This is a genomic window from Roseobacter sinensis, assembly GCF_025755255.1.
Classification (GTDB): domain Bacteria; phylum Pseudomonadota; class Alphaproteobacteria; order Rhodobacterales; family Rhodobacteraceae; genus Roseobacter; species Roseobacter sinensis.
In genome coordinates this window covers 129,611-147,262 of the sequence record NZ_JALIEB010000007.1, presented here as the reverse complement: position 1 = coordinate 147,262, position 17,652 = coordinate 129,611, and the positions used below count along the sequence as shown (strand labels likewise).

The 17,652-nt window shown below is 65.1% G+C and carries 17 protein-coding genes; 10 read left to right on the top strand and 7 right to left on the bottom strand.

All coding sequences use genetic code 11. The features are described from left to right. Positions 1-22 precede the first annotated feature (22 nt). From MUB52_RS12575 to MUB52_RS12560, 4 genes are all read left to right on the top strand, one after another. Positions 23-1,264, top strand: coding sequence for an OpgC family protein (locus tag MUB52_RS12575; protein ID WP_263844579.1), 1,242 nt, complete (start codon positions 23-25; stop codon positions 1,262-1,264). Further along, positions 1,264-2,787 carry a glucan biosynthesis protein gene (locus MUB52_RS12570; protein WP_263844578.1) on the top strand — a complete coding sequence of 508 codons (1,524 nt, stop codon included), beginning with the start codon at positions 1,264-1,266 and terminating at the stop codon, positions 2,785-2,787. Before MUB52_RS12575 ends, MUB52_RS12570 begins: the two co-directional genes overlap by 1 nt. Further along, complete coding sequence (mdoH, locus tag MUB52_RS12565; protein WP_318527427.1) at positions 2,760-4,685, top strand: glucans biosynthesis glucosyltransferase MdoH; 1,926 nt, start codon at positions 2,760-2,762, stop codon at positions 4,683-4,685. The genes MUB52_RS12570 and mdoH overlap by 28 nt, the downstream gene beginning before the upstream one ends. A gap of 96 nt (positions 4,686-4,781) precedes the next feature. Further along, positions 4,782-5,210 (top strand): hypothetical protein, encoded by a 429-nt coding sequence (locus MUB52_RS12560; protein WP_263844577.1) that lies wholly within the window; start codon positions 4,782-4,784, stop codon positions 5,208-5,210. Here the strand turns inward: MUB52_RS12560 and MUB52_RS12555 are convergent, their stop codons facing one another. The 6 genes from MUB52_RS12555 to MUB52_RS12530 form a co-directional block, all read right to left on the bottom strand. Continuing rightward, complete coding sequence (locus MUB52_RS12555) at positions 5,211-5,735, bottom strand: TetR/AcrR family transcriptional regulator (protein ID WP_263844576.1); 525 nt, start codon at positions 5,733-5,735, stop codon at positions 5,211-5,213. A 57-nt stretch (positions 5,736-5,792) separates the two neighbouring features. Continuing rightward, complete coding sequence (locus tag MUB52_RS12550) at positions 5,793-6,623, bottom strand: alpha/beta hydrolase family esterase (RefSeq protein ID WP_263844575.1); 831 nt, start codon at positions 6,621-6,623, stop codon at positions 5,793-5,795. 1 nt (position 6,624) lies between these two features. Further along, the gene (locus tag MUB52_RS12545; RefSeq protein WP_263844574.1) at positions 6,625-7,113 is read right to left on the bottom strand and encodes a rhodanese-like domain-containing protein; all 489 of its coding nucleotides are present in this window, start codon (positions 7,111-7,113) and stop codon (positions 6,625-6,627) included. A gap of 2 nt (positions 7,114-7,115) precedes the next feature. Continuing rightward, positions 7,116-7,640, bottom strand: a complete 525-nt coding sequence (locus tag MUB52_RS12540) for a YHS domain-containing (seleno)protein (RefSeq protein WP_263844573.1) — start codon at positions 7,638-7,640, stop codon at positions 7,116-7,118. A gap of 169 nt (positions 7,641-7,809) precedes the next feature. Further along, entirely contained in the window at positions 7,810-8,604 is a 795-nt protein-coding gene (locus MUB52_RS12535; protein ID WP_263844572.1) for an SseB family protein, read from the bottom strand. Next, entirely contained in the window at positions 8,601-9,185 is a 585-nt protein-coding gene (locus MUB52_RS12530; RefSeq protein WP_263844571.1) for a uracil-DNA glycosylase family protein, read from the bottom strand. Before MUB52_RS12530 ends, MUB52_RS12535 begins: the two co-directional genes overlap by 4 nt. A 119-nt stretch (positions 9,186-9,304) precedes the next feature. On the opposite strand from MUB52_RS12530, the gene MUB52_RS12525 reads away from it, so the two are divergent. From MUB52_RS12525 to kdsA, 5 genes are all read left to right on the top strand, one after another. Continuing rightward, positions 9,305-9,646 (top strand): ArsR/SmtB family transcription factor, encoded by a 342-nt coding sequence (locus MUB52_RS12525; protein WP_263844570.1) that lies wholly within the window; start codon positions 9,305-9,307, stop codon positions 9,644-9,646. Further along, the gene (locus tag MUB52_RS12520; protein ID WP_263844569.1) at positions 9,639-10,667 is read left to right on the top strand and encodes a permease; all 1,029 of its coding nucleotides are present in this window, start codon (positions 9,639-9,641) and stop codon (positions 10,665-10,667) included. The genes MUB52_RS12525 and MUB52_RS12520 overlap by 8 nt, the downstream gene beginning before the upstream one ends. Positions 10,668-10,883: 216 nt before the next feature. After that, positions 10,884-11,543, top strand: a complete 660-nt coding sequence (locus MUB52_RS12515) for an ABC transporter ATP-binding protein (RefSeq protein ID WP_263844568.1) — start codon at positions 10,884-10,886, stop codon at positions 11,541-11,543. Continuing rightward, positions 11,521-13,152, top strand: coding sequence for a capsule biosynthesis protein (locus tag MUB52_RS12510; protein ID WP_263844567.1), 1,632 nt, complete (start codon positions 11,521-11,523; stop codon positions 13,150-13,152). Before MUB52_RS12515 ends, MUB52_RS12510 begins: the two co-directional genes overlap by 23 nt. Before the next feature lies 1 nt (position 13,153). After that, a complete protein-coding gene (gene kdsA / locus MUB52_RS12505) occupies positions 13,154-13,987 on the top strand; it encodes a 3-deoxy-8-phosphooctulonate synthase (RefSeq protein ID WP_263844566.1) in 834 nt (277 codons plus the stop codon). 118 nt (positions 13,988-14,105) lie between these two features. Here kdsA and MUB52_RS12500 read toward each other — a convergent pair whose 3' ends face one another. After that, positions 14,106-16,016, bottom strand: a complete 1,911-nt coding sequence (locus MUB52_RS12500; RefSeq protein WP_263844565.1) for an AsmA family protein — start codon at positions 16,014-16,016, stop codon at positions 14,106-14,108. A 66-nt stretch (positions 16,017-16,082) separates the two neighbouring features. Here MUB52_RS12500 and rimO point away from each other — a divergent pair, with 66 nt between their 5' ends. Beyond that, positions 16,083-17,513, top strand: coding sequence for a 30S ribosomal protein S12 methylthiotransferase RimO (gene rimO, locus MUB52_RS12495; protein ID WP_263844564.1), 1,431 nt, complete (start codon positions 16,083-16,085; stop codon positions 17,511-17,513). Positions 17,514-17,652 lie beyond the last annotated feature (139 nt).

The window sequence follows — 17,652 nt, the reverse complement described above, 5'->3', positions numbered from 1 at the left end:
AATGACACCCTAATTACCCGCCATGACAGTTGCCGACCCCATAGCAATGGCACCCCGCAAGCCGCCCGCGGCTGCCCGGTCTGGGCTTGACGTCCGCCAGCGCGACGTGCGGCTGGACTTCTTTCGCGGCATCGCGATGTTCATCATCCTCTTCGCGCATACGCCGGGGAATTTCTTCACTTCCTGGATCCCGGCGCGCTGGGGCTTCTCGGACGCCACCGAGATCTTCGTTTTCTGCTCCGGCATGGCCTCGGCCATTGCCTTCGGCCGCGCCTATGACACCGTCGGCTGGCGGCTCGGAACGGCGCGCGTGAGTTTCCGGATCTGGCAGGTCTACTGGGCGCATATCGGGCTCTTCTTCGCCGTCGCCACCTTCCTTGCCGCCATCGACATGACGGGCGCCTACGAGACCGTCTATATCGGCACGCTCAATTTGTGGAGTTTCTTCCAAAATCCCGGGCCGCAACTGGTGGGGCTGCTGACGCTGACCTATGTGCCCAATTACTTCGACATCCTGCCGATGTATATGGTCGTGCTGATGATGATGCCGCTGATCATGGCGCTGTCGCGCATCCACCTGGGTCTCGTCGCCGCTTTCATCGGTCTCACTTGGCTCTTTGCGCAAGGCCGCCTGCTGGGCGCTGTCGGGCTGGAAGCGGCGCATCTTGCCCTGCCCGCTGATCCATCGTCCGAGCGCAGGTGGTACTTCAACCCCTTCGGCTGGCAGCTTGTCTTCTTCACCGGCTTCGCCTTCATGCGCGGCTGGCTGCCGAAGCCGCCCGTGCACCCCATGCTGATCGGGATCGCGCTGGCGCTGGTGCTGGCCAATATCCCCCTCTCGCACATCGGTATCCGCGAGCTTGGCTTCGACTGGGCCCGCGACTGGCGCTCCGCCAACAATTGGCTGATCAACAAATCCGATTTCGGCGTGTTGCGCTACGTGCATTTCCTCGCGCTCGCCTATCTCTGCTGGGTGGCAGCCGGCGACAAGGGCGCGCGGCTTGTCTCTGACGGGGTCACCGTGCTGGGCCGCATCTGGCAGCGCATTCTCGCAATCATCCTCAAGGTCGGCCAACAGTCCCTCGCCGTCTTCATCACCAGCATGTTTGTTGCGCGGGTCAGCGGCTTCGTCATGGACAACATCGGCCGCGACACCTGGACCGTGGTTGCGGTGAATTTCGCCGGCATGGGTATTCTGGTGCTCGTCGCCTATGGCGCGGGCTGGTACAAGTCGCAACCGTGGCGCAAGAAGGTGCAGGCCTGATGCTGCGGCGCGACGTTCTGAAATCCCTTGTGGCCCTGGCCGCAGTTCCCGGCGCCGGTCTTGCAGAAGAGCCAGGGCTGCAATTGGGCGATGCGCAGCCGTTCGATGCCATGACGGTGCGCAGCCGCGCCAAGGCGCTGGCCGAGGCAGAGTACACGCCGCGCCCGATGATCCCCGAAAGCTGGCGCAACCTGAGCTATGATCAGTACCGCAAGATCTGGTTCGACGGCCGCAACGCGCTTTGGAACGGCTCGGACAAGCCGCAGCGCGTCGATGTCTTGCCGCCGGGGCTCTATTACCCGCAGGCGGTCGAGATCAACGTGGTCGAGAACGGCACCACACGGCCGATCGCCTTCGACATGGGCGTTTTCGACAGCACCGACAAGTTTCCGCAGGTCGAGATCGACGCGACGCTCGGCTACTCGGGCCTGCGTCTGCGCGCCGAGTTGGAACAGCCCGGCATCTTTCAGGAATACGCGGTCTTTCAGGGCGCCAGCTACTTTCGCGGCATTGGCGCGGGTGAAATCTACGGCCTCTCCGCTCGCGGCCTGGCCCTCAAGACCGCCGATCCGATGGGCGAGGAGTTCCCCGATTTCACCGCCTTCTGGCTCGAAACGCCGCAGCCCGGTGCGGGATCGATGGTGCTGCACGCGCTTCTCGACAGCCCAAGCTGCACCGGGGCCTACCGCTTCGACGTTGCCCATGGCGATACGCTGCGCATGGCCGTCTCGGCCGAGATCTTTGCCCGTACCGATCTGGAACACATCGGCATCGCCCCGCTGACCTCCATGTTTCTCTTCGATGAAACCATGCGCCAGCGCTTTGACGACTTCCGCCCGGCGGTGCACGACAGCGACGGGCTCTTGATCTACAATGGCAATGGCGAAACCATCTGGCGCCCGCTCGCCAACCCCCTGACCCTTCAGATCAGCGCCTTTGTCGACGAGAACCCGCGCGGATTTGGTTTGATGCAACGCCCGCGCAACTTCCGCGATTTCGCCGATCTCGAGGCGCTCTATCACGAGCGCCCGGCGCTCTGGATCACGCCGCAGGAGGATTGGGGCAAGGGCGCGGTGACGCTGGTCGAGATCCCGGCCGATCTGGAAATCTACGACAATATCGTTGCCTACTGGCGCCCGGCAGAGCTCATCCCCGCAGGCGCCAGCCACAGCATGAGCTATCTGATGGATTGGGGGCACGACCCTGCCCCGCATGGCGGCCGGCCGTTGCGCGTGCTGAGCACCGCCATCGGCGGGCGGCCCGAAGGCGGCAAGGTCGTCACCATCGATTTCGAACGTGGCGCGCTGGTGCCTGAAGACCTGTCGCGCCTCGATATTGTCCTGCGCAGCAGCGGAGGATCGCTCACGCCCGGTCTTGTCCAGAGAAACCCGGAAACCAATGGCCCCCGTCTCGCGTTTACCTTTGAGCCCGACGAGGCGCGCGCCATCGAATTTCGGGCGCAGTTGCGTCTCGACGGCGCGCCGCTGAGCGAGGTGTGGCTATACAGGTGGACAACGGCTTGAACGATTTGACTGACATATCGCAGCCAGCATCGCATACGATGCCACCACGCGCCCCCTTGCGGATGCGCGTGCAGGATCTGTCCGCATCTCCCGAAGCCCCAACTGCGCCGACCCAAGGTCTGGCGCGCACCACCGCCTGGCGCGTAGCGCTCTTTCTGCCCGCGCTCATCGGAACCGGGCTTTTGGTCTCGGCCATGTACGGCTGGCTCTCGGAAACCGGTATGACTCATCTGGAATGGGTGCTGCTGGCGCTCATTGGCATGACCTTCGTCTGGGTCAGCCTTTCGGTCAGCACGGTGGGCGTGGCGGTCGCCGGGTTGCTCGCGCGCGAGACCGCTGATCGCCGCAGCCCCCGCGACGTGACACCCATGGACGTGGCCCTGCTGGTGCCGATCTACAACGAGGTGCCGAGCGACGTCTTCGGCAATGCCGCGGCAATGCTCGATGACCTCGCCCGCCGCTCCAGCCGGCACCGCTATACGCTGTTCATCCTCTCCGACACGCGCGATGCGCAGATCGCCGCAGATGAATTGCGCGCCTATGAAGACCTCACGGCGCAGGCGCCGGAGGGCTTTGCCGTGCACTACCGTCGCCGGGCAATGAACACCGACAAGAAGGTCGGCAACCTGATGGACTGGATCACCGGCTGGGGTGCTGCGCACGAGGCCATGGTGGTCCTTGATGCCGACAGCCTGATGACCGGCCGGGCCATCGACCGCATGGCCGACGAGCTCAGCGTCAATCCCAACACGGGGCTCATCCAGACCTTCCCGATGCTCATCGGCGCGCGAACCGTCTTTGCGCGGCTGCAACAATTCTCGAACATCGCTTACGGATGGCTGCTGGCCGAAGGGTTGGCGAAATGGGCTCGCACCGAGGCCAACTACTGGGGTCATAACGCCATCATCCGCACCCGCGCCTTCGCCGAGTCCGCGGGCCTGCCCTATCTGCAAGGCCGTCACGGCAAGACCGAGCTGATCCTCAGCCACGACTTTGTGGAGGCAGGTCTTCTGCGCCGCGCAGGCTGGCAGGTGCGCTTTCTGCCGCGGGTTGCGGGCAGCTTCGAGGAAACCCCCGGCACCTTGATCGACTATGTGCTGCGTGATCAGCGCTGGTGCCGTGGCAACCTGCAACACCTGCGGCTTCTGCGCACCAAAGGGCTGCATCCGGTGTCGCGCTATCACCTCTTTCATGGGGCCATGGCCTATCTGCTCTCGCCCGCGTGGTTCGTCCTGCTGGTGATCTGGGCGCTGCTCGGCGTCGATCCCGAGACCAACGTGGTGCGCTACTTTAATGAGGCCAATCCGCTCTTCCCCGATTGGCCGCCCGAGATGAGCCATATCGATTCCGCGGTCTTCCTGATCATCATGTACGCGATGCTGCTGACGCCCAAACTGGTCGGCGCCGGCATCATCGCCCTGCATCCCAAGGCCACGCGGGTCTATGGCGGACGAGCCGCCTTCCTGACCGCCTTTCTGGTCGAGATCCTGCTGTCGATCGCCTACGCGCCGATCCTGATGATCCAGCAGACCCGTGCCGTGCTGCGCGCTTTGCTCGGTCAATCCGACGCCTGGGCGGCACAGTGCCGTCACGCCCAAAGCTATCCGCTGAGCACGCTCATCCGCTTTCACTGGGCCGAAACCCTGCTGGGGCTTGTGCTCCTCACCGGGCTCGCGACAGGGATGGTCTCGCTCTGGCTGATCCCCATCGTTGCGAGCCTCTGCCTTGCCGTGCCGCTCTCGGCGCTGAGCGGCTGGACTCTGCCACAGGGCCTCCCGCGCGGCCTGCTGATGCACTGCCCGCAGACCATTCGCGAGCCTGCCATTGTCGGCCGTGCACGCTCCGAACGGCGGCGTTTGCGCAACTTGCTGGACGCTCCGAACGTTCCCGCGGAATAGGCGGCTCAGCCTCTTAACTCTTGTCATCACTTTTTCTTGTAGCGATCGCTACATTTCTGTATTCGTTTATGTAGCAACTGCTACAGGATTCGCACCATGACCGATCTGACCTCGACCTCCTCCACCCGAAACTGGCTGCCGATCACCACGCCGCAGGTTCTGAAACTGCTGGCCACAGGTGTCGCGCTCTGGCTGCTGGCCGCCGTGCTTTTGCGGTTGCTCGGCCCGCTGGGCATCTACGAGGGTTCAGCGCGGCTCTGGACCTACGTGCTGATCATCCCCGGCACGGTGCCCTTCATCTACCTGGTGCGCTGGATTGCCCGGTTGGGGCCGGAGCACACCGTCCTGGGCGTCGCCATCGTAACTGCCATGGCGATTGTCTGTGACGGCATCGCCCTGGCCTGGGCCCCCGAAATCTATGGCGAAGGCCTTGCGACCGCCGCCGGGGCCGGTGCCACGATTCTCTGGGGGGCCGGCGTTGGGATCTTCCTCGCCTGCCTGCTCAACCGACAGCCTGTGGGCTGATCAGAGACCGCCTCGGCTCACCTCTTCAAGCCCGATGCTCTTGAGCAGCACGGTGCCTTCGATCCAGACAAAGACCTGCGCGGCTGCACGGTCCTTGTCTGGCCCCTCGGGGCCGTCGAGCTGCGACGCCACCCAGGCAAGAAAGCCGCGGCCCAGGCCCTCGCCCACCTGCCGCAGCTCTGCATCGCCCTGGGCAGCGGCCGCCGCGATCTCCAGCCAGAGGCGCATGTAGGGCCAGACATCAGCGCCCAGCGCGACCTCAGTCAGTTGGGCGCGCAAAGCGTCGGCCGGTTGCGGCTCGGCGACGGCATTGGCCTCCAGGATCGCCACCAGCCGCTGCGACAGACGCTGCAGCACCGCTGCCATGATCTCGGGTTTGTCTTCGAAGTAATAGAGCAGCATCCGGTCGCTGACCTGCCCCGCAGCGGCCAAAGCGCGCAGACTAGAGCCTGCCATCCCCTGCGCCAGCACGTGATCCGCCAGCAGATCCAGCAGGGCGGCGCGGCGGTCGGCGGATTTGGACAAGGGGGCGGGCTCTCAAGGCAAATGAACGCCTCAGACATGGCACATCCGCCGCAGCGCTCACAACCCCTCGTACCAGTCCAGCATCATCTCGGCCCAACCCTCGGGCACCACATGCCCGCCGGGGAAGAGCGCGAATTCCAGCGCGGATCCTGTCGCGCAGTGATCCCACGACCGGCGCAGGAAGGGGCCATCTGTCACGAAGCGGTCGGCCCGCAGCTGGTGGCAGGCGTTGACCTCACGCCACAGGCGCAGGGTGTAGAAGATATCGCCCTGCATCAGAGCCTCGGGGTTGGTGGCATCGCCACCGCGCAACACACGACCCTCCAGCGGCACAGTGCCATCGGTCCAACCATGGGTGTGCAGGAGCCGCACAGGGCCGCTGCAGTTGGTCGGATGCGGCCGCCAGAACCCTCCGGCCACCGGCGCGTAGGCGGCAAAACTGCCCGGCGCCGCGCAGGCCATGTAGGATGTCATGGAGCCGCCGACCGAAAACCCGCTCAGGATCACCCGATCGGAGTCAAACCCGAAGCGCGCCGCCGCGTCATCGCGCACGGATGTCAGGAAGGTGTGCTCGTCGCGCCGCGCCGGTCGGCCCGGAATGAAGGACCAGCCGCGCCCGCGACCCTCGGCGTATGGCAGCCCATCCGGCGCGATCAGCACGTAGCCCCGCGCCAGCGCCGTCGTGACCCAGCCGCGGGGTCGCAAGGCCCCTTCGCCGGTCCCGCCAAAGCCATGCAGATATAGGATCGCACCCTTGATCTCGCCTTCAGGCAGCCGCGCGTGATAGCTTCCGAGATCCACCTCGCAGGCAGACACCTCGGCGCCACAGCCTGCCACCGCAGCCTGCGCGCAGATCAGCAGCACAAGGGACACCAGCAGCGCTCTCATCTCAGCTCTGCTTCACCACCGGCAGCCCGCGCTTGACCCAGCCGGGCCCCGCGCCGGAGCCCAGCATGCCTTCGGGGACGTCGATGATGCGGCTGAAGCCCGCTTCGACCAGCCGGGCACTTAGATGACGCGAGCGCACACCGCGGGCGCATATCAGCGCCACTGGACGCTTCGTGTCGTTCTCAACCTCCACCAGCAACGCTTCGATGAAATCCCCGCGCCGCATGTCGAGCGGCAGGGCCCCTTCGCCCACGCCGGTGCGTGCCCACTCGTCCGGCCGCCGGATATCGACGAGGAGGATATCCCCCGCCAAAGCCGCCGCATGGGCATCCGGCGCACTCAGCGCGCTCTCGCCGGTCTCTGCCCAGATGTTGAACCAGCGCGTGGCAAAGGCCCCTGCCGTCACCACACCGATGCCGCCCAAAGCCAAAAGACCCCGGCGCGTCATCCGCGCCGGAGCCTTGCGAGAAGGCAGATCCTTCTCAGCCATGATCAGTTGACCGGAGCCGGGCTCTCGAACTGCGGGATGGCGCGGTCAGAGGCGGCATCATCCTCGATGCTGACCCAGTTGTTCTCGGCCAAGTCGATGTTGCCCGGGATGTCCTCTTCCCAGAAGCCGACCACGTTCTCGGTGATGTTGAGATAGAGCTTGTCATCCACGATCCGCCACAGATGCGGGTTGCCCGGCACCTTGCCGCCCTTGGACACGCCGTAGGCACAGTGGCCATCGTATTGCGGCGCATATTTCGCAGGATCGGCATCGAACTTCGCCTTGTTTTCCTCAGTCGAGAACGCAAAGGTCGCGCCATTGTAGGTGGAGGTGATGTCCTTGTCACCCGGAACCGCCTGCGGCTGCGCGGAGCCCACGGGGGTCTGCTCCAGATCGAAATAGGCGACGACATCATAGCCGGACACGGCATAGCCGGTGGGGTCGACGTATTGGTCACCCGCGAAGGCCTGCGAGGCCATGGTCAGGGCAACGGCGATGCCGGCGATTTTCAGAGGGAAGCGGTTCATGATCAGTGGCTCCAATTCTTCAAGAGGATCTGTATGGCTGGGTTCGAACGCCTGCCCTGATTTAGACGTAGGATCTGCGCCTGTGCACCCCATGTGTCAGTGTCTCTCGCCCTTGTGAAAATCACGGGCCCGCGCGTGATGTGCCCGTGAGGCGTTCGCCCTGATTGTTTCAGCGCAGGCGCGGCGGCTTGTCCGGGTCGCGCCCCGGCATGATCACGGCGCCCCTTGTCGGCTCCTGCGGTTGCGGCAGATCGAACCGCAACCCCACGGCCTCCATTCGCCCGACCACCGGTTCGCCACCGGGGAAGAAGCCCACGTCCATCGCGCCTGCCTCGATTCCGGAGAAGGTCAGCGCCTCGGCGGCGGCGCGGGCCAAGGCGTCCTGCGCCTCAGGGACCGCGCCCACGAACGCCAGCAAGTGCCCCCGGGCGCCGGTGTCATAGGTAACGCCGACCAGATAGGCGCTCTGGGCCAGCCCCATGGCGGTGGCCAGCTTGCCATCAAGCGCCGTGATCAGCGCCTCGGGCAAGCCACTGGGCGGGTGCACCTGCGTGACCGCGGCCTCGACTTCATCCGGACTGTGGCCCAGCGTCTCGTTGAGCCAGGTCACCGCCGTCGCTGGCAACAGGATTGCCGACGGCGCCACTTCGAGGTTGACGCCCAGCCCGATCCGCTGCCCGGCGAGCATGCTCGCAATCGCCCGGCCGGAGAGCGCCACATAGGGCACCGCGCGCCCGGCAAAACCCGTGAGCCGCGCCTCGCGGTCAAAGACCAGCACATATTGATCCGCACCGACCTCGAAGATCTCCGGCGTGATCTGATCGCCGCCATCCGCATCCTTGGCCAGCATCAGGAAAAGCTCGCTCTGCGCCAGTTGGTCGTAGAACCGCAGCCGTGCGGTGTCGTCCTCGGGCGCGGCCTCCATCGCGCCATGCGCCTGATCCAGCGCGGTCACATCGGTCATGCCAGCACCTCGGCGACGCGTGCCCGCAGGCGCGGCAGCACCTCGCGTTCGAACCACGGGTTCTTTTTCAGCCAGCCGGTGTTGCGCCAGCTCGGGTGCGGCAGAACGAAGAGCTCCTCCCCATGGCTCCGCCACGCCTGCACGGCCTCGGTCACAGGCCGCTTGCGGCCAAGGTGATAACGCATCGCATATCCGCCGATCACAAGCGTGAGGTCCACTTTCTCCAGCATCCGCATCGCCGCATCGCGCCAGGTCTCTGCGCAAATGGGCGGCGGCGGCAGGTCCGATCCTTTGGCGTCATAGCCCGGGAAACAGAAGGCCATCGGCACAATCGCGACGCGGCGCCTGTCATAAAACGTGTCCTCATCGAGACCCAGCCAGTCACGCAGCCGGTCGCCCGACGGGTCGGTGAAAGGCCGGCCCGATTGATGCACCCGCATCCCCGGCGCCTGCCCTGCGATCAGGATGCGCGCGCCGGGCGCGAACCAGACCACCGGCCGCGGCGCATGGGCGGTTTCAGTGGCCGCAAACCTCTCGGCGCAGAGTGTGCAGGCAGCAATATCATTACGAATGTCTTTCATAGGTTTGCACCTAATCCATCTCGACCGCAGCGCAACAGATCCGAGTGAGCTGAAGGTTATTTCGATATCTCTCGAAATAAATCTTGCACCACATCCGTTTCTTCAATATTTCTAGAATCATGAAAATAAAATCGCAGACCCCCGATCTGGTTGTCGCAGCCGCGCAATTCGCCGCCCTCGGTTCCGAACAGCGGCTCAGCGTGCTGCGCGTGCTGGTCCGCGCGGGGCCTGAGGGACTCAGCATCGGCGAGCTGGGTGCGCGCAGCGGGGTCACCGGCTCGACGCTCACGCATCATATGAAAATCCTTGCCTCCGCCGGGCTTGTCACCCAAGCCAAGCAGGGGCGCAGCGTGATCTGCGCCGCAGTGGCCTACGACGATGTTCGGGCGCTGTCGGAGTTTCTGCTGAACGAATGCTGCGCTGACAGCGCACACCCCCACGGAGCACAGACCAATGGCTGACACCACGCAAAGCGCGCAACCCGCTCGCAAGCTGCCGCGGCCCGGCGCCTGGGGCGCGGCAGCGCTGCTCCTGCTGCTGATCGCTGTCTTCGACATGGAAGAACTGTCGCCCACGCTGGTCTTCGCCGCGACGGCGCTGCTGCACACGGCGCCCTTCATTCTCTTCGCTGTCGGCGCGGTCGCCTACCTCAAGGCATCGGGCGCCGAGACGCTGCTGGCGCAAGCCTTCGCCGGCAATCCGGCCCGCATGATCGTAATGGCAGCCCTTTTGGGCGGGCTCTCCCCTTTTTGCAGCTGCGAGGTCATCCCCTTCATCGCCGCCCTGCTCGCCGTCGGCGCACCGCTTGCCGCGGTGATGGCCTTTTGGCTGGCCTCGCCGCTGATGGACCCTGCGATGTTCGCGATTACCTCGGGCACGCTGGGGTGGGATTTCGCCATTGCCAAGACCCTCTCGGCCGTGGGCCTGGGTCTGCTCGGCGGCTTTGGCACGCTGCTCTTCGCCAACACCCCTGTCTTCGCCGACCCGCTGCGCGCGCGCCCGGCCGTGGGTGGCTGCTGTGGCTCGAAAAAACCGTTCTCCGGTCACCCGGTCTGGCGTTTCTGGCAAGAAAAGCCGCGCCGTCAGACCTTACGCAACACCGCGTTCGAGAACGGGCTCTTCCTGCTGAAATGGCTGACCCTGGCCTACATCATAGAGGCGATGATGCTCACCTACGTTCCGGCCGAGCTGATCGCAGGCCTGCTGGGCGGCACCGGTCTCAAGCCGATTTTCCTCGGCGCGCTGGTGGGCGCACCGGCCTATCTGAACGGATATGCCGCCGTACCGCTTGTCGATGCGCTGCTGGCGCAGGGCATGGCACCGGGTGCGGCGATGTCTTTCGTGATCGCAGGCGGTGTGAGCAGCATCCCCGCAGCCATCGCGGTCTGGGCGCTGGTGAAACCCCGAGTCTTTGCCGCCTATCTGTCCTATGCGCTGGTCGGCGCACTGCTTGCCGGTCTGGCCTGGCAGGCCATCGCCTGAACCCCGCGCGAGACGCATCATAACAGCCCCAGCGCGTCGGAAAACTGTGGCAAGAAGGCAATTTCCCGCCATGCGCTATCCTTGGCGGGCCCCGCGCTTATTGTGCTTTTGTTTCCACTTAAGACATAATTATGCCAAGCGTGGTAAGTAATCCGTTGATAAGCCCACAGAACAGCGGCCAGACAGACCGTCGAGGTCGGAGCAACCGGAGCACAGATGCTGTCGTTCGAGAACGTGTCGAAATCTTTTTGGACGGGATCGCAGCACAAGGTGATCCTCGACCGGGTTTCGTTCAAGGTGGAGCTCGGCAACTCGCTCGGCGTGCTTGCCTCCAACGGCACCGGCAAGACCACCCTGATCAATATGATCGCAGGCCTCGAAAAACCCGATGAGGGCGAGATCCGCCGCGGCTGCAACATCTCCTTCCCGCTGGGTTTCATGGGTGGCGTCGTCACCAAGGTCTCGGCGATGGAGAATGCGCGTTACATCGCGCGCCTCTACGGGCTCGATCCCGACTACGTGGAAAGCTTCTGCCGCTGGCTCTGCGGTTTGGGCGAGTACTTCGATCAACCCATCGGCACCTATAGCCAAGGCATGCGGGCGCGGTTTTCCTTCGCGCTGATGCTCGCACTCGACTTCGACATGTATCTGATCGACGAAGGCATGCCCGGCACCACGGATGTGGAGTTCAACCGCAAGGCGGGTGAGATCCTGCAAGAGCGCCTGCGCACCACAACCATCATCATCGTGTCGCATCAGGCCCGGACGCTGGAGAAATTCGCCCGGTCTGCCGCGGTTCTGCTGAACGGCAAGCTGCACATGTTCGACACCTTGGAAGAAGCGAAACGGCTTTATGACTACGAAACCGACAGCTAGACGCTTCCGCATCAGGCGCACGGTGCAGGACCCGGCTGCGCGGCCCGCAGCACCCGACGCCGCCGCCGGGCAGCACCAGCAGCCGCCGATCAAGCCGCCTGTACGCGACAAGGCCGACACGCAGCCGCCCGAAGCCGCGGCAACCGAGCTTGATGCGATCGGCCGCGAAGGTCTGACAGGCCGTCAGCTGCGCATGGCGCGGCGCGTGGCCCACAAGAACGGGCTTTCGCCAACGTCGGACGTTGACGCTGTGCGCCTGCTGCGCCAGCGCGGCATCGACCCGTTCCAGCGTTCGAACATGCTCGAGCTCGTCGTGCCGAAGGACGGCCGCGGCCAGCCGCAGGCCAGTGCTGCAGTCGGTGACGCTGGTGAGAAAGTCGGCCGCATTCAGCTGCCGCAGACCCGGCCCATGGGCGAGCAGACGCTGCCGGCGACAGAGCATCTCAGCCCAGCCGAGTTGCGCGACCGCCAGATCTCGGAGATCCAGCGCGACATCACGCGCCGCCGTCAGCGCAAGATGGCGATGCTGCTCACGCGGTTGAGCTTCTTTGTCTTTCTGCCCACGCTGATCGCCGGCTGGTATTTCTACGCGGTGGCAACACCGATGTATTCTACGAAGTCGGAGTTCCTGATCCTTCAGGCCGACGGGGCCGGCACGGGCAGCGGCCTGGGCGGCCTGCTCTCGGGCACGCAGTTCGCCACCTCGCAGGACAGCATCGCAGTGCAGTCCTATCTGCAATCGAAGGACGCGATGCTGCGGCTCGACGGCGATGTGGGCTTCAAATCGCACTTCACGCAAGAGATCATCGACCCGGTCCAGCGATTGGCTGCCGACCCCTCGAACGAGCAGGCCTACCGCACGTATCAGAGAAACGTGAAGGTCGGCTACGACCCGACCGAAGGCGTGCTGCGCATGGAGGTGATCGCCGCTGATCCGGGTGTGAGCGCGACTATCAGCCGGGCGCTGATCGCCTACGCCGAAGAGCGGGTCAATTCGCTCAGCGCCGAGAAACGCGACGACCAGATGGCAGATGCGCAGGAAAGCTTCGAAAAGGCCGCCGCTGAACGGCGCGAGGCTCAGGAGGCGCTGGTGACGCTGCAATTGCAAGGCGACACGCTCGACCCGGAAGCTGTCATCGCGGGCCTGCGGGCCCAGATCAACCAGGTGGAGCTTCTGCTGCTGGAGAAAGAGCTGGAGCTGGCGGCGCTGCTCGACAATGCACGACCGAACCAGAGCCGGGTCGACGGCGCCCGCGGCGATGTCCGCCGGCTCAACAACCAGCTTGACGAGTTGAACGCGCGCATGACAGACGCCAGCCAGGGCGAGAACTCGCTGGCACAGCTCAACGTCCGCATTCAGATGGCGCAGGCAGACCTTGTGACGCGCGACATGCTGCTCCAGTCGGCCCTGCAGCAGATGGAACAGACCCGGATGGAAGCGAACCGCCAGGTCCGCTACCTGACGGTCAGCGTGAAACCCGTTCCGTCGGAGGAGCCGAGCTATCCACGCAAATTCGAGAACACCCTGGTGGCGTTCTTTGTCTTTGCCGGTATATATCTGATGGTCTCTTTGACTGCCTCCATCCTCCGAGAACAGGTGACCTCCTGATATGACCCACGTGTCCGTCGGCGATCTGACGATCGGCAATGACCTCCCGCTTACGATCATCGCCGGCCCCTGCCAGCTGGAAAGCGAAGATCATGCCCAGATGATCGCAGGCAAGATGAAAGAGGCCTGCGCAGTCGCAGGTGCGCAATATGTCTTCAAGGCCTCCTACGACAAGGCCAACCGGACCTCGCTCGACGGCGCGCGCGGGCTTGGCATCGACGAGGGTTTGAAGGTGCTGCAATCCGTGGGCCGCGCCAACGGCGTCCCGGTCATCACCGACGTGCACTCCGAGGCGCAATGCGCGCTGGCGGCGGAGGCCGTCGACATCATCCAGATCCCCGCGTTTCTCTGCCGCCAGACCGACATGCTGCTGGCTGCCGGCAACACGGGCGCCGCGATCAACGTGAAAAAGGGGCAATTCCTGGCGCCCTGGGAGATGGAGAACATCGTCACCAAGATCGAATCCACAGGCAATCGCCGCATCCTGCTGACCGAGCGCGGCACCACCTTCGGCTACAACACGCTGGTGGTGGACATGCGGTCGCTGCCGCAGATGGCGCAGACGGGCTACCCGGTCGTGATGGATGCGACCCATTCGGTGCAGCAGCCCGGCGGGCGAGGTGGTTCCTCCGGCGGGCAGCGCGAGTTCGCCCCGGTGATGGCGCGCGCGGCGGCGGCCGTTGGTGTGGGCGCGGTCTTCATGGAAACCCATCAGGATCCGGACAACGCACCCTGCGACGGGCCGAACATGATCTACCTCGACCAGATGCCCCAGCTGATCGACACGCTGATGACCTTCGACCGGCTTGCGAAGGAGCGCCCGCTCACCTTCTGAAAAGATCAAGAGAGGTGGCCTGAAAGCCCACCTCACCTGCCGGTCCCGACCCCCTGTGCTGGCAGGTAGGGTGGGCTTTCAGGCCACCCTTGGTCGCGCAATGGCGCGCAGTTCCGGCTCAGTCGAAGAGCTTGCGCAGCAGCCGATCCTTCACGGCATCCTCGACCGACTGGCCCTCCTCACCGGAGATCCCCAGCCGCTCGCCGATCTTATCCTTTGCCTTCTGCTCCAGCTCGTCCACCTTCGCATCCGCCTCGGCCTTCAGCGCCGCCTCCACATCGGGCCGGATCGAGACATCCGACCACGGCCCGACAAAGCGCACCGGGATCGACACCCCCTGGCCGCTGTTCGCGCGCAGAGCCACGGGCGTGACGGTGTAGTCGACCGTCTGATTGCCCAGGCCCACGACCCCGTCGCCCGAGGCTCGGTAGTTCGCCAGTTGCAACAGAAGATCGCGGTTGCTCAGCACGCCGCCCGCGATGGTCCAGGTGCCACCCAGGCTGTCGAAGACCGTGGTCCCCGGTGAGGTATCGCCCGAGCGCATCAGCCTGTCGAGGTCGATCCCGAGGATCGTCCCCTGCCCGATCTGCACCGACCCATCGCCCGACAGCGACTTCATGATCGCATCGACCGAATTGCCCGAACCGAGGAACGACAGCCGCGCATCCCCCTGCCCGGTCAGCCGGTCGAGCGCTGCCGCGTCGGTCAGCAGAGGCTGCATCTGGATCGCACTCGCAGCCAGCTCCCCCCCCACGGACAGCCCGGATCGGTTGTTGATCACGACCTCGCCCGTCAGCCCGCCACCATAGGCCGCCACCTCGCGCAGTTCGAAGACCATCCGCGAATTCTCGTTGCGCAGCAGCGCGCGCGTGACGCCTAGGTTGAACTGCCCCAGGTCGATGCTGCGCGCGGTCAGCGCAATGTCGCCGTTGAAGGCCGCCAGCCCGCTGGCATCGATCGGGTCTTTCGGCCAGCCGCTGGTCGCCGTGCCGCCACCTCCGCCGCTGGACCCGTCAGAATTGGAAGCGTCGCCGCCTGAAAGATCCAGATCACCCACATCGAGCTGTGCATTGACATGCGGCACGCCGCCCAGAGCGATATCTGCCGCCCCGGTGATCCGGTTCGCACCAAGCCCCGCGACCAGATCGCGCAAGGCCAGTTGCCGGTCGGGCGTCAGTGTCAGCGCGGTTGAGAGATCAATACTGCGGCCCAGATCGGGCGGCAGATCGGCCCCGGGCAATCCAAGTGCCTGCAGGAACGCGCCCGTATCCGCCGTCTTGACCGTCAGATCACCGGCTACGGCCCCGGCCGTGCTCGCACGCCCGTCAAAGCCGATCGCGCCAGCCTGCGTGTCGATGGACGCCCGCAGCATCTGCGTCTCGCCGGTGATGAAGCCCGCAAACCCGTCAATGGTCGCCGCCACCTCCACCGGGTTCGCCGTCGGTCGCAGGGTCGCGGCAATCTCCGCCGGGCCCGACCGCGCGGGCCAGTCGAGGCTCAGATCGACGCCGGAGTAAGAGATCAGATCGCTTCCTTCCGCGTCATAGATCAGCGTCGCATCGGTCACCTGCAACCGCTCGATGCTGACCGAACGCGCCGGCTGATCGGGGGATGTCTCGGTCTCGATCTGCGCGGTGCCGCTTGCATCCGTGAACTGCCAGCTCGCGCGGCCATCGGCCTTCTGCTCCAACCGGATCGTCGGGCTTTCCGCTTCGATGTTCGTAATGCGGATGTCCCCGCCGAGCAGCGCCATCGCATCGACGCCGATCGCCGCATTGGCCGCCGTCAGCATCGGGCCTTCGCTGGCCCAATCCGCATTGCCGACTTCCAGCCCGTCCACACGCGCGCCCAAAACCGGCCAGAGCGTCAGCGAAACGTCGCCGGTGATCTGCACATCGCGCCCCGTGATCCCGCGCACCTGCTCGGCGGCGATCTTCGCCACCCGCTCCGCTGGGAGAAACAGCACCGAGACCGCCGCCGCCACAACCAGCAGCACAACAACGCCCAAAAGTCGGAGAACCCATTTCATCTGCGCACCTCACCCATGGCTCCTGGCCCCTTTTCCGGGCCTCTCAGTTCCACTATAGCGCAAGTCATGAGCACAAACCCACCCAATCTGCGCCCGGATCTCGCACCGGAGGTGCGGCTGGACCGTGCACCGGCGGCACGGCTTGACGGCGTCGCGCGTCCGGGCCAGCCCAGCATCGGTATGGTGAGCCTCGGCTGTCCCAAGGCGCTGGTCGACAGCGAGCGCATCCTCACCCGGCTGCGCGCCGAAGGCTATGGCATCTCGTCCGACTATGCGGGCGCGCAAGCGGTGATCGTGAACACCTGCGGTTTTCTCGACAGCGCCAAGGCCGAAAGCCTCGCCGCCATTGGTGAGGCGCTGCAGGAAAACGGGCGGGTGATCGTCACCGGCTGTCTCGGCGCCGAGCCCGAGTACATCACCGGCGCGCATCCGTCCGTGCTCGCCGTGACGGGCCCACATCAGTACGAACAGGTGCTCGACGCGGTGCATGCCGCGGTGCCGCCCGACCCGGACCCCTTCATCGATCTGCTGCCCGCGTCCGGCGTCTCGCTGACCCCACGGCACTACAGTTATCTGAAGATTTCAGAAGGTTGTAACCATAAGTGCAAGTTCTGCATCATTCCCGACATGCGCGGGCGGCTGCAGTCGCGCCCCGCGCAAGCGGTGCTGCGCGAGGCGGACAAGCTGGTGGAGAGTGGCGTGAAGGAGCTGTTGGTGATCAGCCAGGATACCTCCGCCTACGGGGTCGACATCAAGCACATCGAAGATCGCGGCCACCGGGCGCATATCACCGATCTGGCCCGTGATCTGGGCGCGCTGGGAGCTTGGGTGCGGCTGCATTACGTCTACCCCTACCCGCATGTGCGCCAGCTGATCCCGCTGATGGCCGAAGGTCTGGTCCTGCCCTATCTCGACATCCCGTTCCAGCACGCGCATCCGGATGTGCTGCGGCGTATGGCCCGCCCCGCCGCCGCAGCCAGGACGCTCGACGAAATCGCCGCTTGGCGCGATATCTGCCCAGATCTAACGCTGCGATCGACCTTCATCGTCGGTTATCCGGGAGAGACGGAAGCTGAGTTCCAGACCCTGCTGGACTGGATGGACGACGCCCAGCTCGACCGTGTCGGCTGTTTTCAATATGAGAACGTCGCTGGCGCGCGCTCCAACGCGCTGCCCGATCACGTGCCTGAGGAAGTCAAGCAGGACCGCTGGGACCGGTTCATGGCAAAGGCGCAAGCGATTTCGGAGGCCAAGCTGGCCCGCAAGGTCGGGACCCGGCAAGAGGTGATCGTCGATGACATCGACGAAGACGGGATCGCGACCTGCCGCACCAAGGCGGACGCGCCCGAGATCGACGGAAATCTCTTCATTGACGAAGGCACCGAAGCCTTGCGCGTCGGCGACATCGTCACGGTCGAGGTCGACGAGGCAGGCGAATACGACCTCTGGGGGCGGTTGCCTCTGGGGCTCGGTTCGAGCCCCAGAGGCAACCGATGATAGGCCCGCGCGCCCGGACAGGCGCTTTTGGCCGGTCCGGGCGCGCGGGCCTGCCCAGCTCGACCCAAGGCGTTCCCGTCCCGCTCGCTGGTCAGCGGCCCCCTTCGGCCTAGGTCGCAAGTGGACCTCACGCGAGGTC

Bases quoted from the DNA above. Each gene is read 5' to 3' on its own strand.
- MUB52_RS12520 (WP_263844569.1), top strand. From the start codon at position 9,639: ATGGCTGACACCACGCAAAGCGCGCAACCCGCTCGCAAGCTGCCGCGG.
- MUB52_RS12515 (WP_263844568.1), top strand. From the start codon at position 10,884: ATGCTGTCGTTCGAGAACGTGTCGAAATCTTTTTGGACGGGATCGCAG.
- MUB52_RS12570 (WP_263844578.1), top strand. From the start codon at position 1,264: ATGCTGCGGCGCGACGTTCTGAAATCCCTTGTGGCCCTGGCCGCAGTT.
- MUB52_RS12560 (WP_263844577.1), top strand. From the start codon at position 4,782: ATGACCGATCTGACCTCGACCTCCTCCACCCGAAACTGGCTGCCGATC.
- MUB52_RS12525 (WP_263844570.1), top strand. From the start codon at position 9,305: ATGAAAATAAAATCGCAGACCCCCGATCTGGTTGTCGCAGCCGCGCAA.
- MUB52_RS12545 (WP_263844574.1), bottom strand. From the start codon at position 7,113: ATGGCTGAGAAGGATCTGCCTTCTCGCAAGGCTCCGGCGCGGATGACG.
- kdsA (WP_263844566.1), top strand. From the start codon at position 13,154: ATGACCCACGTGTCCGTCGGCGATCTGACGATCGGCAATGACCTCCCG.
- MUB52_RS12575 (WP_263844579.1), top strand. From the start codon at position 23: ATGACAGTTGCCGACCCCATAGCAATGGCACCCCGCAAGCCGCCCGCG.
- MUB52_RS12535 (WP_263844572.1), bottom strand. From the start codon at position 8,604: ATGACCGATGTGACCGCGCTGGATCAGGCGCATGGCGCGATGGAGGCC.
- MUB52_RS12530 (WP_263844571.1), bottom strand. From the start codon at position 9,185: ATGAAAGACATTCGTAATGATATTGCTGCCTGCACACTCTGCGCCGAG.
- MUB52_RS12550 (WP_263844575.1), bottom strand. From the start codon at position 6,623: ATGAGAGCGCTGCTGGTGTCCCTTGTGCTGCTGATCTGCGCGCAGGCT.
- MUB52_RS12540 (WP_263844573.1), bottom strand. From the start codon at position 7,640: ATGAACCGCTTCCCTCTGAAAATCGCCGGCATCGCCGTTGCCCTGACC.
- MUB52_RS12500 (WP_263844565.1), bottom strand. From the start codon at position 16,016: ATGAAATGGGTTCTCCGACTTTTGGGCGTTGTTGTGCTGCTGGTTGTG.
- rimO (WP_263844564.1), top strand. From the start codon at position 16,083: ATGAGCACAAACCCACCCAATCTGCGCCCGGATCTCGCACCGGAGGTG.
- MUB52_RS12510 (WP_263844567.1), top strand. From the start codon at position 11,521: ATGACTACGAAACCGACAGCTAGACGCTTCCGCATCAGGCGCACGGTG.